Annotated in this window: 16 protein-coding genes; 12 read left to right on the forward strand and 4 right to left on the reverse strand. The window is 62.6% G+C overall.

Annotated elements, in window-relative coordinates:
* Positions 1 to 146: 146 nt before the first annotated feature.
* Together BEN47_RS07230 and ccoS are read left to right on the forward strand one after the other, a co-directional pair.
* A complete protein-coding gene (locus BEN47_RS07230; RefSeq protein ID WP_070726801.1) occupies positions 147 to 2,570 on the forward strand; it encodes a heavy metal translocating P-type ATPase in 2,424 nt (807 codons plus the stop codon).
* Between the two features lie 12 nt (positions 2,571 to 2,582).
* Positions 2,583 to 2,738, forward strand: a complete 156-nt coding sequence (gene ccoS, locus BEN47_RS07235; protein WP_070726722.1) for a cbb3-type cytochrome oxidase assembly protein CcoS — start codon at positions 2,583 to 2,585, stop codon at positions 2,736 to 2,738.
* A gap of 27 nt (positions 2,739 to 2,765) precedes the next feature.
* Here ccoS and BEN47_RS07240 read toward each other — a convergent pair whose 3' ends face one another.
* A complete protein-coding gene (locus BEN47_RS07240; RefSeq protein ID WP_125921559.1) occupies positions 2,766 to 4,526 on the reverse strand; it encodes a hypothetical protein in 1,761 nt (586 codons plus the stop codon).
* A 136-nt stretch (positions 4,527 to 4,662) separates the two neighbouring features.
* A complete protein-coding gene (locus BEN47_RS07245; protein WP_070726726.1) occupies positions 4,663 to 5,796 on the reverse strand; it encodes a Fic family protein in 1,134 nt (377 codons plus the stop codon).
* Between the two features lie 199 nt (positions 5,797 to 5,995).
* Between BEN47_RS07245 and ccoN the strand changes: the two genes are divergently transcribed.
* From ccoN to BEN47_RS07285, 8 genes are all read left to right on the forward strand, one after another.
* Positions 5,996 to 8,221, forward strand: a complete 2,226-nt coding sequence (gene ccoN / locus BEN47_RS07250) for a cytochrome-c oxidase, cbb3-type subunit I (protein ID WP_083322219.1) — start codon at positions 5,996 to 5,998, stop codon at positions 8,219 to 8,221.
* 162 nt (positions 8,222 to 8,383) lie between these two features.
* Positions 8,384 to 8,581, forward strand: coding sequence for a hypothetical protein (locus BEN47_RS07255; RefSeq protein WP_070726728.1), 198 nt, complete (start codon positions 8,384 to 8,386; stop codon positions 8,579 to 8,581).
* 5 nt (positions 8,582 to 8,586) lie between these two features.
* Complete coding sequence (locus BEN47_RS07260) at positions 8,587 to 9,465, forward strand: cbb3-type cytochrome c oxidase N-terminal domain-containing protein (RefSeq protein ID WP_239691531.1); 879 nt, start codon at positions 8,587 to 8,589, stop codon at positions 9,463 to 9,465.
* A gap of 162 nt (positions 9,466 to 9,627) precedes the next feature.
* Positions 9,628 to 11,037, forward strand: a complete 1,410-nt coding sequence (gene ccoG / locus BEN47_RS07265; protein ID WP_070726732.1) for a cytochrome c oxidase accessory protein CcoG — start codon at positions 9,628 to 9,630, stop codon at positions 11,035 to 11,037.
* A gap of 153 nt (positions 11,038 to 11,190) precedes the next feature.
* Positions 11,191 to 11,667 (forward strand): FixH family protein, encoded by a 477-nt coding sequence (locus BEN47_RS07270; RefSeq protein WP_070726734.1) that lies wholly within the window; start codon positions 11,191 to 11,193, stop codon positions 11,665 to 11,667.
* A 3-nt stretch (positions 11,668 to 11,670) separates the two neighbouring features.
* Complete coding sequence (locus tag BEN47_RS07275; RefSeq protein ID WP_070726736.1) at positions 11,671 to 12,402, forward strand: sulfite exporter TauE/SafE family protein; 732 nt, start codon at positions 11,671 to 11,673, stop codon at positions 12,400 to 12,402.
* A gap of 43 nt (positions 12,403 to 12,445) precedes the next feature.
* Positions 12,446 to 13,366, forward strand: a complete 921-nt coding sequence (locus BEN47_RS07280) for a universal stress protein (protein WP_070726738.1) — start codon at positions 12,446 to 12,448, stop codon at positions 13,364 to 13,366.
* Positions 13,367 to 13,414: 48 nt separating this feature from the next.
* Positions 13,415 to 14,122, forward strand: coding sequence for a hypothetical protein (locus BEN47_RS07285; protein WP_070726740.1), 708 nt, complete (start codon positions 13,415 to 13,417; stop codon positions 14,120 to 14,122).
* 82 nt (positions 14,123 to 14,204) lie between these two features.
* On the opposite strand, the gene hemA is transcribed toward BEN47_RS07285, so the two are convergent.
* Positions 14,205 to 15,476: a glutamyl-tRNA reductase gene (gene hemA / locus BEN47_RS07290; protein ID WP_070726743.1), complete on the reverse strand. Its 1,272-nt coding sequence runs from the start codon at positions 15,474 to 15,476 to the stop codon at positions 14,205 to 14,207.
* A 184-nt stretch (positions 15,477 to 15,660) separates the two neighbouring features.
* On the opposite strand from hemA, the gene BEN47_RS07295 reads away from it, so the two are divergent.
* Both BEN47_RS07295 and BEN47_RS07300 read left to right on the forward strand, forming a co-directional pair.
* Complete coding sequence (locus tag BEN47_RS07295) at positions 15,661 to 16,107, forward strand: hypothetical protein (RefSeq protein ID WP_070726745.1); 447 nt, start codon at positions 15,661 to 15,663, stop codon at positions 16,105 to 16,107.
* 47 nt (positions 16,108 to 16,154) lie between these two features.
* Entirely contained in the window at positions 16,155 to 17,630 is a 1,476-nt protein-coding gene (locus tag BEN47_RS07300) for an alpha/beta hydrolase family protein (RefSeq protein WP_125921560.1), read from the forward strand.
* A 59-nt stretch (positions 17,631 to 17,689) separates the two neighbouring features.
* Here BEN47_RS07300 and BEN47_RS07305 read toward each other — a convergent pair whose 3' ends face one another.
* Entirely contained in the window at positions 17,690 to 20,320 is a 2,631-nt protein-coding gene (locus BEN47_RS07305) for a cation-translocating P-type ATPase (protein ID WP_070726748.1), read from the reverse strand.
* Between the last annotated feature and the right edge of the window lie 318 nt (positions 20,321 to 20,638).

Raw genomic sequence — 20,638 nt, forward strand, 5'->3', positions numbered from 1 at the left:
CTGGCTGCCCTGATGCAACCACGACGCAAAGGTGCCACGCTGGAAGCCTGGCTGGACTGAGATGAATCAGCCTTCGGCCTGACGTTCATCAGCTTTTCCCTGTGAGGCTAATCGGAGCTTTGAGGCTGCCATCAGCCCGCCCGCCCGTGCCCCTTACCGCTGCCCCCAAACCCAGTACCCAAGTTGCCTGCACCCACTGCGGCGACGACTGCCCCGACGAGCCTATTCAACTGACCGGGCAGCCGGAGCTGCATTTTTGCTGCCACGGCTGCAAAGCCGTGTACGAGCTGCTGGCGGCCAGCAACCTGTGCGGCTACTACCGCCTCGACGCGCAGCCCGGCCAGCGCGTGAAAACGGTGGACCTGCCCGGCCGCTTCGACTACCTCGACCTGGAATCGGTGCAGAGCCAGCTGCTGGCGTTCCGTTCGCCCACGCTGGCCCGGCTCACGCTCACCATCCCGCAGATGCACTGTGCCTCCTGCATCTGGCTGCTCGAAAACCTGTTCAAACTGAACGCGGGCATTTCAGAGTCGCGGGTGAATTTCCTGCGCAAAGAGCTGACGGTAAGCTACCAGCCCGCCGCCACCAGCCTCAAGGACGTGGTGACGCTGCTGGCCGCCATCAACTACGAGCCGCAGATTACGCTGGCCGAGCTGGGCGCGCAGCCCCACGCCGCCAGCCGCAGGCTATACTACCAGCTGGGCGTGGCCGCTTTCGGCTTCGGCAACGTGATGCTGCTGGCCTTTCCCGACTACTTTTCCTTCACCGAAGGGCTGCACGCCGCTTTCGGGCGGTTCTTTGGGTGGCTGAGTTTGCTGCTGGCCTTGCCGGTGCTGCTGGTAAGTGCGCGCAGCTTCTACCAGTCGGCCTGGCAGGGCCTGCGGCAGCGCTACATCAACCTGGACTTTCCCATCAGCCTGGGTCTCACGGCCCTGTTTACGACCAGCGTGTTCGACGTGCTCACGCAGCGCGGGCCGGGCTACTTCGACTCGTTTACGGGCCTGGTGTTCTTTATGCTCATCGGCAAATGGGTGCAGCAGCACAGCTACGACGCCCTCCGCTTCGACCGCGACTTCACCTCCTACTTCCCCGTGGCGGTGACCCTACTCACCAAAGCGGGCGAGCAGTCGGTATCGGTAAAGGAATTGCAGGCCGGCCAGCGCATCCGGGTGCGCCACCAGGAAATCATTCCGGCCGATGCCGTGCTGCGGCGCGGCGCGGGGTTAATTGACTACAGCTTCGTGTCGGGCGAGAGCGTGCCGGTGGCCAAGGCCGTGGGCGAGGTGGTGTACGCCGGCGGGCGGCAGGTAGGGGAGGCCCTGGAGCTGGAAGTGGTGCGTGAAGTATCGCAGGGCTACCTCACGCAACTCTGGAACAACCCCGCCTTCGAGAAGCAAGCCCGGCCCACCCTGGAAACCTACGCCAACCACGTCGGCCGCTACTTCGTGGCTCTCACGCTGACGCTGGCCGTGGGCTCGGTGCTGTACTGGTACCCCAAGGACCCGCAAATGGCCCTGCGGGCCTTTACCTCAGTGCTGATTATCGCTTGCCCCTGCGCCTTGTCGCTGACCACGCCCTTCGCCATGGGTGCCGCACTGCGGGTGCTGGGCCGACGCCAGCTCTACCTGAAAAACGCCGCCGTAATTGAAACCCTGAGCCGCGCCGATACGCTGGTGTTCGACAAAACCGGCACGCTCACCGATACCCAACGCTCCCCCGTCCGTTTCTCCGGCCTGGCCCTTTCCCGCGCAGATGCGCAGCGCGTCGCGGCCCTCGTGAGTCAATCCACGCACCCGCTGAGCCAGCGCCTGGCCGCGCATCTGGGACCTACTGACTTTGTATTGGAGGAGTACGCCGAAATCCCCGGCCAGGGCATTAGCGGCGTGGTAGCCGGCACGCCGGTTCGCGTGGGCTCAGCCGCTTTTATCGGGACTAACCCGCCGGCAATGGCCCCGACAGAACAGCAAACCCGCGTGTACGTGGCCCTAAACGGGCAGCCGGCCGGGTGCTACGACATCCGCAGCCAGTACCGCGAGAACCTGCCGGCGCTGCTGCGGGAGTTGGGCCAACGCTACCAGCTGGCGCTGCTCACCGGCGACAACGACGCGGAGGTCATCCCGCTCCGTCAGCTGTTCGGGGCCGGGGCCGAGCTGCGGTTCCAGCAGTCGCCGCTGGACAAGCTCGCTTACGTGGAAGCCTTGCAGCAGCAGGGCCGCCGGGTAGTAATGGTAGGCGACGGCCTCAACGACGCCGGCGCCCTGCAACGGGCCGATGTCGGCATTGCCCTCACCGAAACGCTTACCAACTTCTCGCCCGCCTGCGATGCCATTCTGGAGGCGGGCAGCTTTGGCCGGCTGGCCACCATCCTGCGCTTCGCCCGCGACTGCCGCTACACCGTGCTGGCCACGTTTCTGCTCTCGTTTTGCTACAACGGCATCGGCCTGAGCCTGGCGGTGCAGGGCCTGCTCACGCCTATTGCCTCGGCCATCCTCATGCCCATCAGCTCGCTCAGCGTGATGGTATTTGCTACCCTGCTGGTACGCTACGCCGCCCACCGCCGCCGGCTTTAACCTTTCCCTGACATGACCATCATCTTTCTGCTCATTGGCATCAGCCTGCTGGTTGCGCTGCTTTTTCTGGGTGCTTTCCTGTGGGCTGTGCGCTCGGGCCAGTACGAGGACACCTACACGCCCGCGGTGCGGATGCTGTTTGAGGACGAGCCAGAAAAGTTAGAATAACGGCTGCTTCTACTCTCCTTCACAAGCTCACTCAGTAGGTTCGGTGATGTCCTGCATAGCCTCGATAAGCTGAGCAAACTGCTTTGTAGGAGTTGGGGCAAGCCCCTGCTTTCGGGCGTAATCATCCAAAAACTGCACGAAGGGGTCAACCGTTCGCAGCATCAATCGTCTAGCTTCTTGCTCAGAGCGCACTATTCTTTTTTGCGGATGCACCGAACGGTTGTGAGCCTCTATTACCTCCCACAATACCAGTTTTTTGCTGGCAAAATGGTCTTGGTAAGCCAGCAGTGTGTCAATGTCGATAATGACCAGTGGATGGACTTGCTTAACGGCCTGTTCCCCTAACTGTATCAGCTCTTGCTGAAACCATCCGTTCACCAACTCGTTTAGTCCCGGCATGTTATAAAGCCGGTCGTGAACCACCAGCACTGGGTAGATGAGCAGGCTCGTGGGATTGTAAGCCGTGTCAAACCGCAGTTCCTTATCTGGACTCAGCAGCCGCTTGATGTTTCGCATCAGTTGCAATACGCCTACTTCCTGCATATTTCCGCTCTTGTCCAGGTAGTGGTAGAACTTGCTCCTCGTTTCTGCTAAGAAACCTGCAAAGTCTTGACCTGCTTTCGCCTCTTTTTTAATGTTAACATCCTTGGACTCGAATAAGATGACACGCTTACCAGTTCGGAAGTAGTAGTCGGGCTCCGCATCGCCTTGACCTTTTAGCCATTGCTCGGCCTTGATGCGCTTGCCGCTCCAGGCCAAGCCGCGCTTTCGAAAGATAGTATCCAATAGGCCGCCGAGCAGGTAATCTTCCGAGAAAGCTTGGCAATACGCCCCCCGCCAATCAACCCCTTTCAACAGCTTCGGCTTTGTTTTTTTAACCAGTTCGTTGAGTTGAAAAAACATACCCTTGTGCAGCATTTCCGCCACAAACACTGGAAATACTACCGCGTAAATCCCTTCGCTTTGCTTGTAAATTGGCTTGGCGCGAGTGGATAGAAAATCGTGCTCATCCAACTTGCTGCCGGGAGTTATGGTCAGCTTGTCCAAAAAAGCGCAACTCGCCGCATAATCCTCATCGTGGGGTATCTGTATTTCTATCCGGCCCTTTTTATTATAGTAAATGATGGTTTTGACGACCCCCGCGAGCCGCCTCATATAGTCTTGCCACTTCGGGCAGTCATACTGATGCAGGAAGGCTGCTAGGAGAGGATGGTAGGTCACGTCCGCTTCTAAAAATTGAAACAACCGAACCGATTTCATCAGTTGTATGAGCAGTACGCGGGATGTATCGAAATTGACCAGTTCAAAGTCGGAATGCGTGCTCGCTAACGAGAGCTTAGCCAAAGTAGACAAACCCGGCTCTTCAATATGCGCTTTCAAAGCAGCACTTTGTTCATCGCTATACTCGTTGTTTTGGGCAATGAATGCCTTGAACAGGTTCAATTCCAGTTCAGCATCGGTTTGCGTGTGTGGTTCTTCTGGGCGCTGTATGGCGTATTCAAACAAACGCAGGGCGCTTTTGGGGTGCACTATTTTTAGTACGCTTTTTTCTTCCTGCTCAATCCTCTCCAAACGCCTGAACACGTTTCTCGCGGCAATTTCATTATGCGGCCCGAACATCTGTTCCATATCGCTGTAATAGCTGCGAGGCCCAGTTTCTTGGCGGCCCAGAAAATGAGTGGCTGCCAACAGCAATGCGTCGTTGCCGATGCCGGCCAGATAGTTGCGCCAGTCCTGCTTTGGCTCGTCGAATGCTTCTTCGAATTCTACTAGTCGTCCTAATTTCATGACGGTAGTTAATAGTAAAAGGGTGGACGCGAATGGATGAATATGCATCGCTGCTTGGGCGAAGAACAAGGACTTGTTGCACAGCGTTAAATAGCCTCCGGCTGCTAACCTTAGCGTTTACTTGGCAGGGACTTCCTCAGTCCTCCAGAATCGAATACAGCTCCCGGTTGATGTAGTAGATATTGCCCTGCACGGACTTTTTCTCCAGTATCTGAAGCTCCACCAGCTTGTTGAGATAGTCGCGGGCGGTGTTGAGGGCGTAGGTGCGGTCTTCGGTGAGGTGCTTGATTCGGGTGATGGGTTGGGTGAAAATCTTTTGGGTGAGCTGGTCGGGGCGGCGGATGCTTTTCTGGGCCTGGATGACGGCCAGCACCGCGTCGCGCGCTTCCAGAATGCGGTTGATTTTGTCGAAGGTGAGGTTGGCCGTTACCTCCACCGCCGTAAGCATGTAGCGCAGCCAAGTGGCCCAGTCGCCGCGTTGCGACACGCCGGCCAACGCCCCGTAGTACGCTTCCTTGTGCGCCAGAATGTAGCGGCTCAGGTACAGAATGGGGTAGTCGAGCAAGCCCTTCTTTACCAGGTAATGAATGTTGAAAATGCGGCCCGTGCGACCGTTGCCGTCGCGGAACGGGTGGATGGCTTCGAACTGAAAGTGGGCAATGGCCATTTTCAGCAGCGGGTGCAGCGGATAAGCGTCGTCGTCGTTCACGAACGCGAGCAGGTTGTCGAGTTTGGCTTCGAGGATTCCCGACCCACGCGGTGGGGTATAAATGGCCTTGCCCGCGTGGGGGCCGCTCCCGCCCTGGCGGATGACGGTGGCCGTGAACGGCGGCCGAATGCCTTCCTCTACCTGCTTGATTTCCCGCACCATGCGCACGAAATAGTCGCGGGTGAAGCCAGCCTCGCTTTTTAGGAAATCGTTGCCGCTCCACAGCGCCTCCCGGTAGCGCAACACCTCTTTGGCGGGGCCTTCCGCCCGGTCGGCTTTGGTTTCGCTGAACGCCTGGTATAGCTCATCATCCGTGGTGAAGATGTTTTCGATGGCACTGGAGGCTTTCGCTTCCTGGAGGCTGATGGAGTTTATCAGCAGCCCCTGGTTGGGAATGGCGACGCTCCGGCCGTGCAGTCGCCCCAGCGCTTCGCGGGCGTGGCCAAGCTGCTCCAGCAACTCCGGCGTGCGCCACAATTCCGGTGCAATGGGCAAGTCGGGCAGGCCATTCCACGGCTTGTCGCGGTCGGGATTTATGCGGTATGTACTAATTTCAGGCATCAAAAACAGGATTAATTGATGTTAGTCGGCCTTTCAAGCATCAAATTTAACCGTATTTACTGGCCTAGCATCAAAAACAAGCTTTTTTGATGCTAGGCCAGGTGCCTGACATCAATCAGCCGCCCGACTGACGTTCGTCAGCTTTTCAGAAATGGCCCTGGGGGACCTTTGAAGCAGTAAAAAACACTCTTCTCAGGCCATGCAAGCTGAACTAGAATTACCCACTGCGGCCACGCTGCCGCTGCTGGTGGCCCCGCCGCCCGTGCGCGGCATCGAAACCTTCTTCTACGACAATAAGATTGTCCGCGACTTTGGCATTGCCACCGTCATCTGGGGCATTATCGGGATGCTGGTGGGAGTGCTGGCCGCCTTTCAGCTGGCCCGGCCCGAGGTGAATTTGGGCAACGCCTACACTACGTTTGGCCGCATCCGGCCGCTGCACACCAACGCCGTCATTTTCGCCTTCGTAGGCAACGGCATCTTCACGGGCGTGTACTACTCCTTGCAACGCTTGTGCAAGGCCCGGATGTTCTCCGACGTGCTCAGCAAGATTCACTTCTGGGGCTGGCAGCTCATCATCGTCTCGGCCGTGATTTCGCTGCCGCTGGGCCTCACCACTTCCAAGGAATACGCGGAGCTGGAATGGCCGATTGACATTGCCATTACGGTGGTGTGGGTGGTGTTTGGCTGGAATATGTTCGGCACCATTGCCCGGCGGCGCGAGCGGCACCTGTACGTGGGCATCTGGTTCTACATCGCCACGTTCCTGACGGTGGCCGTGCTGCACATCGTCAACTCGGCGGCGCTGCCGGTGAGCTTCATGAAAAGCTACTCGGCCTACGCCGGCGTGCAGGACGCGCTGGTGCAGTGGTGGTACGGCCACAACGCGGTGGCCTTCTTCCTGACCACGCCCTACCTGGGGCTGATGTACTACTTTCTGCCCAAGGCGGCGGAGCGGCCGGTGTATTCCTACCGCCTGAGCATCATTCACTTCTGGTCGCTGATTTTTATTTACATCTGGGCCGGGCCGCACCACTTGCTCTACACCGCCCTGCCCGACTGGGCCCAAAGCCTGGGCGTGGCCTTTAGCATCATGCTGATTGCCCCGAGCTGGGGCGGCATGATAAACGGCCTGCTGACGTTGCGCGGCGCTTGGGACCGGGTGCGCACCGAGCCCGTGCTCAAGTTCTTCGTGGTGGCCATCACGGCCTACGGCATGGCCACGTTTGAAGGCCCCATGCTGGCGCTGAAAAACGTGAATGCCCTGGCCCACTTCACCGACTGGATTGTGGCCCATGTGCACGTCGGCGCCCTGGGATGGAACGGCTTCCTGACCTTCGGGATGCTCTACTGGCTGTGGCCGCGGCTCTACAAAACGCCGCTGCACTCCACCAAGCTGGCCAACACCCACTTCTGGCTGGGCACCTTCGGCATCCTGTTCTACGCCATCCCGATGTATTGGTCGGGCTTCACGCAGGGGCTGATGTGGAAGCAGTTCAACAGCGAAGGGATGCTGCAATACCCCAACTTCCTGGAAACCGTGCTGCAGCTGGTGCCCATGTACTACCTGCGCGGCATCGGCGGAGTGCTCTACCTGAGCGGCGTGTTTTTGATGATGTTCAACCTCTACAAAACGGCCAAAAGCGGCGTGCTGCTGGTCAACGAAAAAGCCGAGGCGCCCGCCCTGCTACCCGCCGCCGAGGACCCGCACGCCACCGGCGGCCACTGGCACCGTTGGCTGGAGCGCCGCCCGTTTCAGCTGGCCGTGGGCGCCACGGTCGCCATCCTCATCGGCGGCGTTATCGAAATGGTGCCCATGTTTCTGGTGGAAAGCAACGTGCCCACCATTGCCTCGGTGAAGCCTTATACCTCGCTGGAATTGCAGGGCCGCGACCTCTACATCAAGGAAGGCTGCTCGAACTGCCACACCCAGATGGTGCGCCCCTTCCGCTCCGAAACCGAGCGCTATGGCGAGTACAGCAAAGCCGGCGAGTTCGTGTACGACCGGCCCTTCCTGTGGGGCAGCAAGCGCACCGGGCCCGATTTGCACCGCCTCGGCGGCAAGTACCCGCACTCCTGGCACTACAACCACATGATGGACCCCACCAGCATGTCGCCCGGCTCCATCATGCCGCCCTACCCGTGGCTGCTCGACAACGAAATCGACTACACCGACCTGCCCGCCAAAATCCGGGTGCTCCAACAGCTGGGCACGCCCTACCCCGCCGGCTACGACCAGCAAGCCGTGGCCGACGCGCAGCAACAGGCTAAAGGCATCGTGGCCGAGCTGAAAAAGGAGGACATCGACGTGAAATCCGACAAGGAAATCGTGGCCCTGATTGCCTACCTCCAGCGCCTCGGTACCGACATCAAGGTGAAGCCTGAGCAGGCCGCCACCTCGGCCGAAGCAGCCGCGGCGCAGTAGCCGAGTAGCAAATAAGGAACGTCATGCTCATCTGGCGTCCGCGCAGCCGAAGCATCTCGCGTGCAGCAGTAATTCAATCGTTCAACGATGCGAGCGAGATGCTTCGGCTGCGCGGACGCCAGATGAGCATGACGGCCTAACGCCTCTAAAACCCCACGCATCATGTACAAAGAAGTTCTGCAGTCCATTACGGGCATTGCCATTTACCCGCTCATTTCCTTCGTCATCTTCTTCCTGTTTTTCGTGGCCCTGCTGGTGTACGTGCTGGTCGTCAACCGCCAGCATATCAGCACCATGAGCATGCTGCCGCTGCTGGAAGACGGACCCGTCGCGCCTGCTAAACCCGAGCCCTCATGTTAGCGTCAGTGAAAACTACCCGAATGGGGCTGCTTACCGCGGCTAGTCTGCTGCTGAGTGGAATGGCGAAAGCCCAAGCCCCGGAGGCCGCCGCGCCCGCCAAAGCCGCTGGGATGAACGAGCAGGAATTGCTGTTCTGGGTGCTGCTGGGCCTGTTGGGCGTGCTGCTGCTGGTGCTGCTATCCGTGGGCATCACCATCGTGGTGCAGATGAAACCGCAGCTGCGCCTACTCTACAACCTGCCCACGGTGCATGGCACCTGGAGCGGCAAGGTGCTGGGCCTGCTGGTGGGCGATGCCACGCTGGTGCGGGGCGAGTACCGGGATGAGCTGCTCGACCACGACTACGACGGCATCCACGAGTTCGACAACGACCTGCCGCCGTGGTGGAAGTACGGCTTCTATTTCACCATCGTGTTTGCCTTCGTGTACGTGGGCTACTACCACCTCACCACGAAGGGCCAGCTGCAAGTAGCCGAGTACGAAACCGAGATGCGCCAAGCAGCGCTACTCGTCTCGGCCGGTTCCGACGACCCGACCAAGCTCACCACCTACTTGGCCCTGACCACCGCCGCCGACCTGAGCAGCGGCAAAAGCATCTACGCCACCAACTGCGCCCCCTGCCACGGGGCCAGCGCCGAGGGCAAAGTAGGCCCCAACCTGACCGACGACTACTGGCTGCACGGCGGTGAGGTGAACCAGGTATACAAAACCATCAAGTTCGGCATTCCGAGCAAGGGCATGGTGGCCTGGAAAGGCAAGCTCTCGGGCAAGCAGATTCTGCAGGTGACTTCCTACGCGCTGAGTCTGCAAGGCTCGCTGCCAGCCAATGCCAAGCCGCCGCAGGGCGAGAAAGAAGCGGTGGGGAAGCCGGTGGCCGGGCTGTAGCAGCGGTTTGCAATTTCAAACAGAACGTCATGCTGAGCGGAGCGCAGCGAAGTCGAAGCATCTCTACCGCTTCGTTGCAATGGCATTGATTACTGCTGCGGTAGAGATGCTTCGACAAGCTCAGCATGACGTGCTTTTTCGATTCTCCTCCCATATAACCTCATGCTCCCCACCCAATTCAAGCCCGACGATGCCTACCGCGACACCATCTCCACGGTGGATGCGGCGGGCAAACGAGTGTGGCTTTACCCCAAGAAGCCCGCCGGCCGGCTTTACCGCGCCCGCAAGTGGCTGAGTTACGGCTTGCTGGCCGTACTGTTTGCCGGGCCCTGGCTGCGGCTCAACGGCTTGCCGCTGCTGATGTGGAACCTACCGGCCCGGAAGTTCATCATCCTAGGCCAGATTTTCTGGCCCCAGGACTTTTTCATTCTGCTGCTGGCGTCGCTCACGTTTCTGGTGTTCATCATCCTGTTCACGGTGGTGTATGGGCGGGTATTCTGCGGCTGGGTGTGCCCGCAGACCATCTTTCTGGAGATGGTGTTCCGGCGCATCGAGTACTGGCTGGAAGGCGACGCGCCGCAGCAAAAGGCCCTGGACCGGGCCGACTGGGACTGGAACAAAACCTGGCGCAAAACCACCAAGCACGTCCTGTTCTTGGCCCTGTCGTTTCTGATTGCCAACACCTTTTTGGCCTACATCATCGGCTCGGATGCGCTGGTGGCCATCGTGACGGACCCGCCAACGGCGCACCTGGGCGGGCTGGCGGCCATGGTCGGTTTCACGGGTGTGTTCTACGCCGTGTTTGCGCGGTTCCGGGAGCAGGTCTGCACCATTGTATGCCCCTACGGCCGCTTGCAGGGCGTATTGCTGGACCAGGACAGCCTGGTGGTAGCCTATGACTACAAGCGCGGTGAGCCGCGCGAGAAGCTGCACAAAAACCAGGCGCGCACCGCCGGCGACTGCATCGACTGCCACCAGTGCGTGCAGGTCTGCCCCACCGGCATCGACATCCGCAACGGCGCCACGCAAATGGAATGCACCAACTGCACCGCTTGCATCGACGCCTGCAACTCCATCATGGACCTGGTGAAGCTGCCGCAGGGCCTCATTCGCCACGCCTCGGAAAATGGCATTGCCAACGGCACCAAGTTCCGGTTCACGGGCCGCGTGAAGGCCTTGTCGGGTGGCTTGGTCTTGCTGCTGGCGGTGCTCACGGGCCTGCTGGTGTCGCGCTCCAACGTGGAAGCCACCGTGCTGCGCACGCCGGGGCAGCTCTATCAAAAAACCGACCGCGGCACCATCACCAACCTCTACAACATCTCGGTCATCAACAAAACCAACCGCCGCTACCCCATCACCCTGCGCATCCTCGAACCGGCGCAGGGCCGGATTTCACTCATCGGCACCACTGGCCTCAAGCTGCCCGCGCAGGGCAGCACCGAAGGCGTCTTTTTCGCCGAGCTGCCCCGCACGGCCCTGCACCGCACCAATCAGAAAATCCGCATCGGCCTGTTCAGCGGCGGCGAGCTGATTTCGGAAACCAGCACCAAGTTTCTCGGCCCGTCGCAGTGATGGGCCGATTAAACAATCAGAAAAAAACGGTCATGCTAAGCTTGTCGAAGCATCTCTACCTCAATACTATTCAATGCGGTTGCAACGAAGCAGTAGAGATGCTTCGGCTGCGCGGACGCCAGATGAGCATGACGTTCTGTTATTCCTTTTCCCATGACCAACCCGGCTATTTCCCCTCCCAAACGCAGCGTCTGGCCTTATGCCATCGTTACCGTCTTCGTGCTCTTCGCTCTGTACATCGGCTCAATGGTGTATCAGGCCATGCAGACCGACGTGAACCTGGTCAGCGCCGACTACTACCAGAAAGAGCTGGCCCACCAGCAGCGCATGGACGCGGTGGCCCGCACCGCCGCCCTGCCCACGCCCGTGCAGGTGCGCCACGATGCCACCAGCCGCCGCCTGACGCTGCAGCTGCCGGCTGCTCTGGCTGGGCAGGCCGTGCGGGGGCAGGTTCACTTCTTCCGTCCCTCCAATCAGGCCCTGGACTTTGCGCTGCCCCTACAACCCGCGGCTGACCTGCAGCAATCCATCAACACCAGCAAAATGGCGCCCGGCTTCTGGCGGGTGCAGTTGGATTTCACGGCGGGCGGGCAGGCCTATTTTCTCGAACAAAACCTTATGCTTAACTGAACCATGCTCTGGGCCGGATTCCTGTTTGGGTTGCTGGGCAGCTTCCACTGCGTGGGCATGTGCGGGGCCATTGCCCTGGCGCTGCCGGGCGGGACGGATGCGGCCACCTCCCGGCTGCGCTACGCCGGTGGCCGCCTGCTCTACAACCTGGGCCGGGTGACGACCTACGCCACACTGGGGGCCGGGGCGGGCCTGGTGGGTCAGGGCCTGCGCCTGGCCGGCGTGCAGCAGGGCCTGTCTATTGCCTCGGGTGTGCTGATTCTGCTGCTGGTGGCCGTGCCGGAGCGCTACAGCAGCCGCGTGGCGGGTTGGCTGGGTTTAAACCGGCCGCTGGCTTGGGTGAAAAACACCCTGGCCCGCTTGTTTCAGCAGCCTACGCTGCCTGCCTTGTACGCCACGGGCGTGCTCAACGGCTTGCTGCCCTGTGGCCTGGTGTATCTGGCCCTGGCCGGAGCGTTGAGCGCGCCGGGGGTGGCGGGCGCGGCGGCGTACATGGCCTGCTTCGGGCTGGGCACGCTGCCGCTCATGTTCGGGCTGTCGCTGAGTGGGCGGCTGGTGCCGCTGCTCTGGCGCACCCGCATGCGCCAGGCCGTGCCCTACGCGGCTTCGGTGCTGGCGGTGCTCTTCATTGTGCGGGGCCTGGGGCTGGGCATTCCCTACCTCAGCCCGCAGCTAAGCCCGTCCACTACTACAACCAGCGCCGCCCAACCGGCTACGGTACACTACTGCCACTAGCGGCTTCATTCCTAATTCTTCGGCCTTCTGCCCGCCCCCGCCCATGAAAACCATTCTCGTCCCCATCGACCACACCCCGGCCGCCGAGCATACCCTGGCCTACGCCAACAAGCTGGCCGTGCGCTGGCCGGCCGAAGTAGTGCTGCTGTACTGCCACCAGCCCGACGCCGCGGCTGGCGAGCCCGCCGCCGTGCTGCTGGCCCAGGAGCAGCGGCTGCGCGGGCTGGTGGAGCGCCTGCGCTACCAGCAGCTCACCCGCCAGAACGGCCGCCGGATTCAGTACCGCTACCGGGTGCTGGCCGGCTGCCTGCACGACCACGTGCAGGCCGAAGCCGCCGCCTGCGCCGCCGACCTGGTGGTGATGGGCCTGGCGCACATCGACTGCGGCCAGCAAGAGGCCCCCGGCAACCACGCGGCGGCCATCACCGCGCTGGTCGGCTGCCCGGTGCTGGTAGTACCAGCCGGCCGCCGGACCTTGCCCAACCGCCTGGTTTTTTCGGCTGATTTCGACGCGCTGAACCTGCACCTGCTGCCCCGGCTCTCAGGCCTGGCCAATGCCTTCCCGGGCCCGCTGGACCTGGTGCAGTTCTACCCGCGCACGGCCCGCCCCCGGCGGCGGCAGCTGAAGCAGGCCCTGGGCCGGGCCGCGGCCCAACTCACCTGGCCCACTATCACCGAGCACCTGGTGGAAGATGAAGCCCCGTTGGAAGGCGTGAGCGAATATTGCGCCCGCACGCTGGCGCAGCTGCTCATCATCGCCCCGGCCAACACCGCGCAACTGCTGCGCTACTTCGACCTGTGCTACACCCAAACGCAGGCCTACCACACCCAAATTCCCGTGCTGGTGCTACAGGCCACGGAGCAACCGGCGGCGGACACCTGTTGCGAGCACTGCCACGAACGGCTGGCGCAGGAAGCAACCGCCGCCCGACTAGCGGCTTACCGCGCCGCGCATTGGGTCTGAACCAGCTGCACGGCCCCATTTATTCTGTTGTTTCTTAACCCCGACCTCATGCGCATTCGCCCCATCCTCTCCACTGCCGCTCTTGCCTTCTTGCTAGCAGCCTGCGAAACCAAAAACCCCAACGGCATGCCCGACCAACCGCCCGGACAAAGCTCGGTGCAGGCCCTGCCGGCCACCGCTCCCAAGCCCGACTCGGCCGCCGCGCGCACCGAAAACGCGGTGATGCCCGCCGACACGTCCGTGGCCGGGGCCTGGCTGCTGCTGGAAGGCGCCCTGCGCGGCCACGATGCCGAGGTCCTCAACCAGCTCATCGACCCGGAATTTGGCCTCTGGATTTTGGAACAGACCGGCGCAATACCGCTGGTGACGCGGGTGGCCAAGGTGGGGGCTTTTCGCCGCGCTACCCAAAACCTACCGCTGTTTTCGCTGGACAAACAGCTAATGACCTGCCCGCAGCTGCGGGTGATGCACCATCTGCCCGAAGCTGATTGCGGGCTACAAACCAAGCAGAACGCGGGGTTTGCCCAATCGGGCTGCTTCGCCGGTCCCGCCACCGCTTTTCGGCGCCTGGACCTCTGGCCCAGTGCTACCGTGAAAGGCGGCACGGCGGCGCAGGGCAAGGCCGCGCAGGGCCGCACCGTGCGCACAGTGCTGCAAACCCGCACAGGCTTCCGGTTTCACTTTGCCAAGTCGGCCGGGGCCGGGGGGCGCTGGCGCCTCATTTTCATCGACCTGCGTGAACCTTGTATGGCCTGAGGCTTCGGGCCTACCAACGAAAACACCCGGCTGAGTTGTCAGCCGGGTATTTTCAGTAAGAGCGATGAGCCCACCGGTCAACTTACGCCAGTACCGGCTGCCGCTCCAAATCGAACAGCTCGCTGAGCAACTCCACCAGCTGGCCGGGCTCGCCCCGCTTGCAGGCGGCTTTGAGTTGCAGCACGGGCTGCTTGAGTACCTTTTGCATCAGGGACCTAGTGATTTCGTCCAACAGGACCGTCTCGGCGGGACTCATCCGTTTGCTGAAGCGCTTCATTTCGTCTTGCCGCAGCTGCTCCAGGGCGTTTTTCAGCTTCTGGATGGTGGGCGAAACTTCCATTTCCTCGCTCCAGTCCTGCAAACTAGCCATGCTTTCGGCGATGATGGCCCGCACCTGCGGCACGGCCGCCAGCCGCAGCGCCAGGGCCGCCGAGGCTTTGCTCTGGATGGCATCGAGAGGGTACAGCAGCACGCCCGGCACCGTTTCGACGGCGGTGGCAATGCTGTGGGGCACGGACAAGTCCACGAAGTACTTGTGGCTGAGTACGGCGTGGTTAGTGAGCAGCTGCGGCGTGATGATAGGCGCGCCCGCCGCTACGGAGGAAATAACGATGTCCGCCTCCTGAACACCTTGGGCGAGGTCGGCAAAATCCAGCACCCGCAGGCCGCATTCGGCGGCTAAAGCTTCGGCCCGGTCCCGCGTCCGGTTACAGATGGTGACCGGCGCAAACCGGGAGCTGGCGCCGAAATATCGGGCCACATCGGCCCCAAACGTACCCGCGCCCACCAGCAGCACCCGCGGGCTGGCCAGGTGGGCCGTCAGGTCTTCCACCAACTGAAGGGCCGCGTAGGCAACCGAGGCCGCTCCGTCGCAAAAGCCTGTTTCCTGGCGCACCCGCTTGTGAGTGAAAAACACGGTGTGCAGCAGCCGGTGCAGGAACGGCCCCGCCGCGCCCGCATCGACCGACCATTGGTAGGCCTGCTTCACCTGGTGGCTAATCTGCTGGTCGCCGACCACCTGCGCCTCCAGGCCCATGGCCACTTCAAACAGATGACCCACGGCCGCCTTGGCGCTGGTGATGCTGGTGAAATAGGGGGCTATCTGGGCGGCATCGGGAAGATGCTTCAACCGGGCCAACTCGCTGAGAATGGCGGCGCTTTGGTCCTGTGGGGCACTGTAGTAGACCTCCGTGCGGTTGCAGGTACTCAGCACCAGCACATCCGCCAAGCCCAGCTCCTGGCTCAGGATGAGCAACAGCTGGCGGCCGGTCGTCTCGTCCAGAGCCAGCAGTTCCCGGATGGCGAGCGGCGCTTTCTGGTGAGTGAGGCTGACAACTTTAAAGCGCTGGTTCATGGGTGGAAAACAAAGGGAGAAGCTGGTTAACCGCCGTTCACGGGCGGGGCGGCCACCCACAAAGGTCCTTTCTGCCCAAACGGGAAAGCATGACGCACGTCACTCATCCGCCTGATTGGTGTCATGGCCGGCCGGGCCGGGAACCGTCACCTTTGCCAGGGCCTTCAGTTGTCCCCCTCCCGCTATGAAAACCCTTTTCTTGCTCGGCGCGGCCCTGCTGCTGGCCGGCAGTAGCCAGGCCCAGCTCATTACCCCCGACCAAGTGTCGCCGCTGGCCTTCGTGGCCCTGCAACAGCATTACCCGCACGCCACCAAAGTGCAGTGGAAGAAGACCCAGGGGCTGTACCAAGCCAGCTTTACCCAGGGCCCGGCCCAACAATCGGTACGTTTCACCGAAAACGGCGATGTGGAAGCCACCGGCGCACCCCTGACCATTGGCGCCCTGCCCGCCTCCGTACGCCACACCCTGGCCGCCCACTACCCCAGCCGCAAAGTGTGCCAGGCTGCCAAGTACGTGAACGCCCGCACGGAAGCCATTACCTACGAGGCCGCGACCTGCGAAAGCAACGTCAGCCGCACCCTGGTCTTTACCGCCGATGGCCGCAAGCAGCACCGGGCCGGTCGTAAATAGCTGGCTACCGCAGCATGGCCCGAAGGCTCACCAGCAAATTCTGAAAGGTGCGATTAATAGAAACCCTGCTCTTGTTTGTCAATTCGCTGGTGGTTTGCGGAATGCTGGTGCCGTTGCCCAAGGCGCTGCGCCAGCTGGCCCCGGCCGCCTTGCTCGTCCTCGTCGTGCAACTGGCCGCTGAAGGTCCGCGCTGGCAGCTAGTGCCCGCGTATGGCCTCACCGGGGGGGGGTTTTTGGTCTGGCTGCGGCGTATCTCCCGGCCTTCACGCCCGCCCCACACCCCGGCGTGGGCCATTGGCCTGAGCGTGCTCGGGCTGGCGGCCATTGGCCTGTTGCCGCTGGCGTTTCCGGTATTTCACTTCCCCCCGCCCGGCGGGCCCTACGGAATCGGCACCGTCACGTACCATTGGGTGGATGAGCAACGGCAGGAGCTTTTCAGCCCCGACCCGCGGGCCCGGCGGGAGCTACTGGTGCAGGTCTGGTACCCGGCCGCGCCCAGCCCCTCTGCTCCGCGCACGCCTTACCTGCCCGATGCGGCTGTGGTGATGCCGGCGTTGGCCCGCCTTCACCACCTGCCGGCGTTTGTGTTTGCTCACTTCCGTTACGTCCGCACCAATGCCGTGGCCGCGGCCCCCGTGGCGGCCGGCGCGGCGCGCTTCCCGGTGCTGCTGTTTCTGGAAGGGGTCACGGGCTTTCGCCAGATGAATACGTTTCAGGTCGAAGAGCTGGTTTCGCACGGCTACGTGGTGGCGGCGCTCGACCAGCCGGGCACGGCTGCGGCCGTCGTGTTTCCGAACGGGCACCGCGCGGCCGGGCTGCCGGTGGCGCAGCTCCGCGCCCTGATTAGGCCCAGCCACGTCCGCAGCGTCCCTAGGGCTCGGCTATTCGGCCGGGCCCTGGCCGACACCAGCCTTGTCCCGTACCTGGCGCAGGACGTGCGCTTCGTCCTGCGGCGGCTGGCCGGCCTGCACCAGGCCGACCCTCACGGCTTGCTGACCGGGCGGCTGGATGTGCAACGGGCGGGCGTGTTCGGCATCTCCCTCGGCGGCATCGTGGCGGCCGAAGCTTGCCGGGTCGAGCCGCGCCTGCGGGCCTGCCTGGTGCTCGATGCCCCCGTGCCCACCGCCGTGGTGCGGGCCGGCCTGCGCCAGCCCACCCTGTGGCTCACCCGCGATGCCGCCACCATGCGGCTCGAACGGCGGCGCGCGGGCGGCTGGTCGGAGGAAGACATTCAGTCGCAGCAAACCAGCGTGCGCGCGGCCTACCGGCACCTGAAAGGCGCGGGCTACCTGGTCCGCCTTCCCGGCATGTTTCACAGCAATTTCACGGACCTCCCCCGCTGGTTTCCCTTCGGCTCCTGGCTCGGCCTCACCGGGCCGCTCAATGCCGACCGGGGGCACGCCATCGTCAACGCCTACTCGGTGGCGTTTTTCGACCAGCACCTGAAAACCCACCCCGCCGCGCGGCTGGACAGCTTGGCCGCCGCGTACCCGGAAGTGCTTTTCGAATCGCGCCGGCCGTAACGCTTGCGCAACCAGGAGAGCCCGCTTGAGTGGCGGCACTTACGGGCTGGTCCTGCTTCCTAATCCGATACCAGTGCCAAGGTAGCACCACCCGATAGTGCCGGAACCTGCACTCCCGGCCGTTTCCACCGCCGACTGATAAGCTTCTGGAGTTCGACCACCCAGAACACCACGCTGGCTATGGCTACGGCCAGGCCCAACTCGGCCACGGTGAGCGGCTGGGTGCTGAACAGCTCGTTGCAGAAAGGAACGTACAGAATGGTCAGATGCAGGCCTGCGGTCAGTACCACCGCTCCCAGCAGGGGTTTGTTGGAGAGCAGCCCGATGCTGAAAATGGACTCGCGCCGCGACCGAATGGCCAAGGCTAAGCCCAGTTGGCTAAAACAGAGCACGGTGAAGGCCATGGTTTGCCAGTGCGGCAGGTCCTGCCGGATGGCCCAGGCTTCTGTACCAATGGTCAGGCCGCCCACCAGCAGCCCCACGCCCAGGATAAACCAGCCCAGGCCATCGGCGAAAATAGTCTGGCGCGGGTCGATGGGCGGGCGCCGCATGCTGTTCTTTTCGGACGGCTCGTAGGCCAGCGCCAGGCCGGGCAGGCCGTCGGTTATCAGGTTAATCCACAGGATGTGAATGGCCAGCAGCGGCACGGGCAAACCGAAGAACGGCGCGCAAAACAGAGCGATTATTTCCCCCGCGCTGCCGGCCAGCAGGTAGCGAATGAACTTGAGGATGTTGTCGTAAATCCGGCGGCCGTGCCGGACCGCCTCCACGATGGTCGCGAAGTTGTCATCGAGCAGAATCATGGCCGCTGCCTCTTTGGCCACTTCAGTGCCGTTGATGCCCATGGCAATGCCGATGTCGGCATTTTTGAGGGCCGGCGCGTCGTTCACCCCGTCGCCGGTCATGGCCACGAACTGGTGCCGGGCCTGCAAGGCGCTGATGATGCGCAGCTTCTGGGCCGGGTCGACGCGGGCGTACACCCGCACTTTTTCCACCACGGCGGCAAAGGCCGGTTCATCCAGCGCCGTCAGCTCGGGGCCGGTGAGCACCAGCTCATCCTCGGAAGAAATGATGCCCAGCTTTTCAGCGATGGCCTTGGCCGTGAGCTTGTGGTCGCCGGTAATCATAACCGGGATGATGCCGGCGGTTTTGCACTCGGCCACGGCCTGGCGGGCCTCCTCGCGGGGGGGGTCCAGCAGGCTGGCGAAGCCCAGGAAGGTGAGGCCCGTTTCCACGGTGGCCGGGGTGAGGTCGGCGGGCAGCTCGGGCAGCATTTTGGCCCCGTAGGCCAGCACGCGGTAGCCCTGCGCGGCCTGGGCATCGACGCGCCGCGTGAGGTCGGCAATGCCGGCCTGCTGGCTGTCAGTGAGCTGCTTATACAGGGAGCCCGCGGCCCCTTTGGTGAGCACCAGCACGCCCTCCGGGGTTTGGTGCAGCGTCGTCATGCACTTGCGCTCCGAGTCGAACGGCAGCTCGGCCAGGCGCGGAAACTGCTCCTCCAGCGCGGGACGGGCGTAGTCTTTATCAGCCGCGTACTGCGCCAGGGCTACTTCGGTCGAGTCGCCGAGCCAGTGGTTTTCGGCATCGTGGCTGGCGTCGGTGTTCAAGGCCAGGGCGGTCAATAGGCCGTTGCGGTCGGCTAGTCCGGCGAGGGTCACCGCCGGAACTTCGTAGAGGTCCTCCACCGTCATTTGGTTGAGGGTCAGGGTGCCCGTCTTATCGGTGCAGATGTAGGTAACCGAGCCCAGCGTTTCCACGGCCGGCAGCTTGCGCATCAGCGCGTGGCTTTTCATGAGCCGGCCGGCTCCCAGCGCCAGCGAGACGGTGACCAGCGCCGGCAGCGCCTCGGGCAGCGCCGCAATGGCCAGCGAGATGGAAACCAGCAGCAAGTCCTGCCAGGCCTCGCCCCGCAGCCAGCCGACCCCAAAAAACAGGGCTCCGACCACCAGCGCGACCACCGACAGGCGCTTGCCCAGCGTGCCTAGCCGCTTTTGCAGCGGCGTCACCACTTCGGCCGTCTGGATGAGGGCGGCAATCTTGCCCAGCTCGGTCTTCATGCCGGTGGCTACCACGTAGGCCGTGGCCCGGCCGTTGGTGACGGAAGTGCCCTTGTAGCCCAGGTTCAGCCGGTCGCCGAGGGGGTACTCACCGGGCGGCAGGGCATCGGGCGTTTTCTCCACGTTGCTGGATTCGCCCGTGAGCGACGACTCGTCCACTTTCAGCGTGTGGGTTTCGAGGAAGCGCACATCGGCCGGAATCACGTGGCCGGCTTCGAGCAGCACCACGTCGCCGGGCACCAGCTCGGCCGTGAGAATTTCCTGGGGCCGGCCGTCGCGCAGCACCTGCGCGTGGCTGGCGGCCATCTTTTGCAGGGCCTCCATCGCCTTATCGGCCCGGTATTCCTGCACGAACCCGATGACGGCGTTGAGCATCACAATAGCTAGTATGACGTAGGCCGACTTGGCCTCGCCAATGAGCACCGACACCCCGGCGGCGGTTAGTAGCACCAAAATCATCACGTCGGCCAGTTGGTGCAGCACCAGCTGCCAGATGGTTTTCTGCTGCGCGTCGGCCAACTGGTTGGGGCCGTGCTCGGCCAGGCGCTGCCCGGCCGTAGCCGCGTCGAGGCCAGCCGGCGAGGTGGTCAGCTCGGCGGCCACTTCGGTTACGGGGGTTAGGTAATAGTCCATAGGTAGGCGCTGGTTGGGAAGGGTTTAGGCCAACTTGGGCACGGCGTAAGAGTTTAGGCAGCCGTTCGTTAGGGCTGCCGCTGTCAGTCCCGGATTCGGACATTCGCTGGCCGTAGCGGTAGCTGTTCAGCGGTGGGCTTGGTTGGGTACCGCCCCCTGGGCTTCTGTAGCCACGTTGGCAGGTGTCGCCTTTTTTCTGTGCACCACGTCTCTAGCTCATGGGCGAAAAAGGCTTGCCAGAGGCAGGCCCGCCGCGTAGTGCCGCGTAGTGAGCGCGGCGTGCTGAAAACCGTTGCGTTCAGGGCGCGGCGAGCTGGT

Source organism: Hymenobacter lapidarius (genome assembly GCF_001816145.1).
Classification (GTDB): domain Bacteria; phylum Bacteroidota; class Bacteroidia; order Cytophagales; family Hymenobacteraceae; genus Hymenobacter; species Hymenobacter lapidarius.

Bases quoted from the DNA above. Each gene is read 5' to 3' on its own strand.
- BEN47_RS07305 (WP_070726748.1), bottom strand. From the start codon at position 20,320: ATGGACTATTACCTAACCCCCGTAACCGAAGTGGCCGCCGAGCTGACC.
- ccoN (WP_083322219.1), top strand. From the start codon at position 5,996: ATGCAAGCTGAACTAGAATTACCCACTGCGGCCACGCTGCCGCTGCTG.
- BEN47_RS07285 (WP_070726740.1), top strand. From the start codon at position 13,415: ATGCGCATTCGCCCCATCCTCTCCACTGCCGCTCTTGCCTTCTTGCTA.
- ccoG (WP_070726732.1), top strand. From the start codon at position 9,628: ATGCTCCCCACCCAATTCAAGCCCGACGATGCCTACCGCGACACCATC.
- BEN47_RS07245 (WP_070726726.1), bottom strand. From the start codon at position 5,796: ATGCCTGAAATTAGTACATACCGCATAAATCCCGACCGCGACAAGCCG.
- BEN47_RS07255 (WP_070726728.1), top strand. From the start codon at position 8,384: ATGTACAAAGAAGTTCTGCAGTCCATTACGGGCATTGCCATTTACCCG.
- BEN47_RS07240 (WP_125921559.1), bottom strand. From the start codon at position 4,526: ATGAAATTAGGACGACTAGTAGAATTCGAAGAAGCATTCGACGAGCCA.
- BEN47_RS07270 (WP_070726734.1), top strand. From the start codon at position 11,191: ATGACCAACCCGGCTATTTCCCCTCCCAAACGCAGCGTCTGGCCTTAT.
- ccoS (WP_070726722.1), top strand. From the start codon at position 2,583: ATGACCATCATCTTTCTGCTCATTGGCATCAGCCTGCTGGTTGCGCTG.
- BEN47_RS07295 (WP_070726745.1), top strand. From the start codon at position 15,661: ATGAAAACCCTTTTCTTGCTCGGCGCGGCCCTGCTGCTGGCCGGCAGT.
- hemA (WP_070726743.1), bottom strand. From the start codon at position 15,476: ATGAACCAGCGCTTTAAAGTTGTCAGCCTCACTCACCAGAAAGCGCCG.
- BEN47_RS07280 (WP_070726738.1), top strand. From the start codon at position 12,446: ATGAAAACCATTCTCGTCCCCATCGACCACACCCCGGCCGCCGAGCAT.
- BEN47_RS07275 (WP_070726736.1), top strand. From the start codon at position 11,671: ATGCTCTGGGCCGGATTCCTGTTTGGGTTGCTGGGCAGCTTCCACTGC.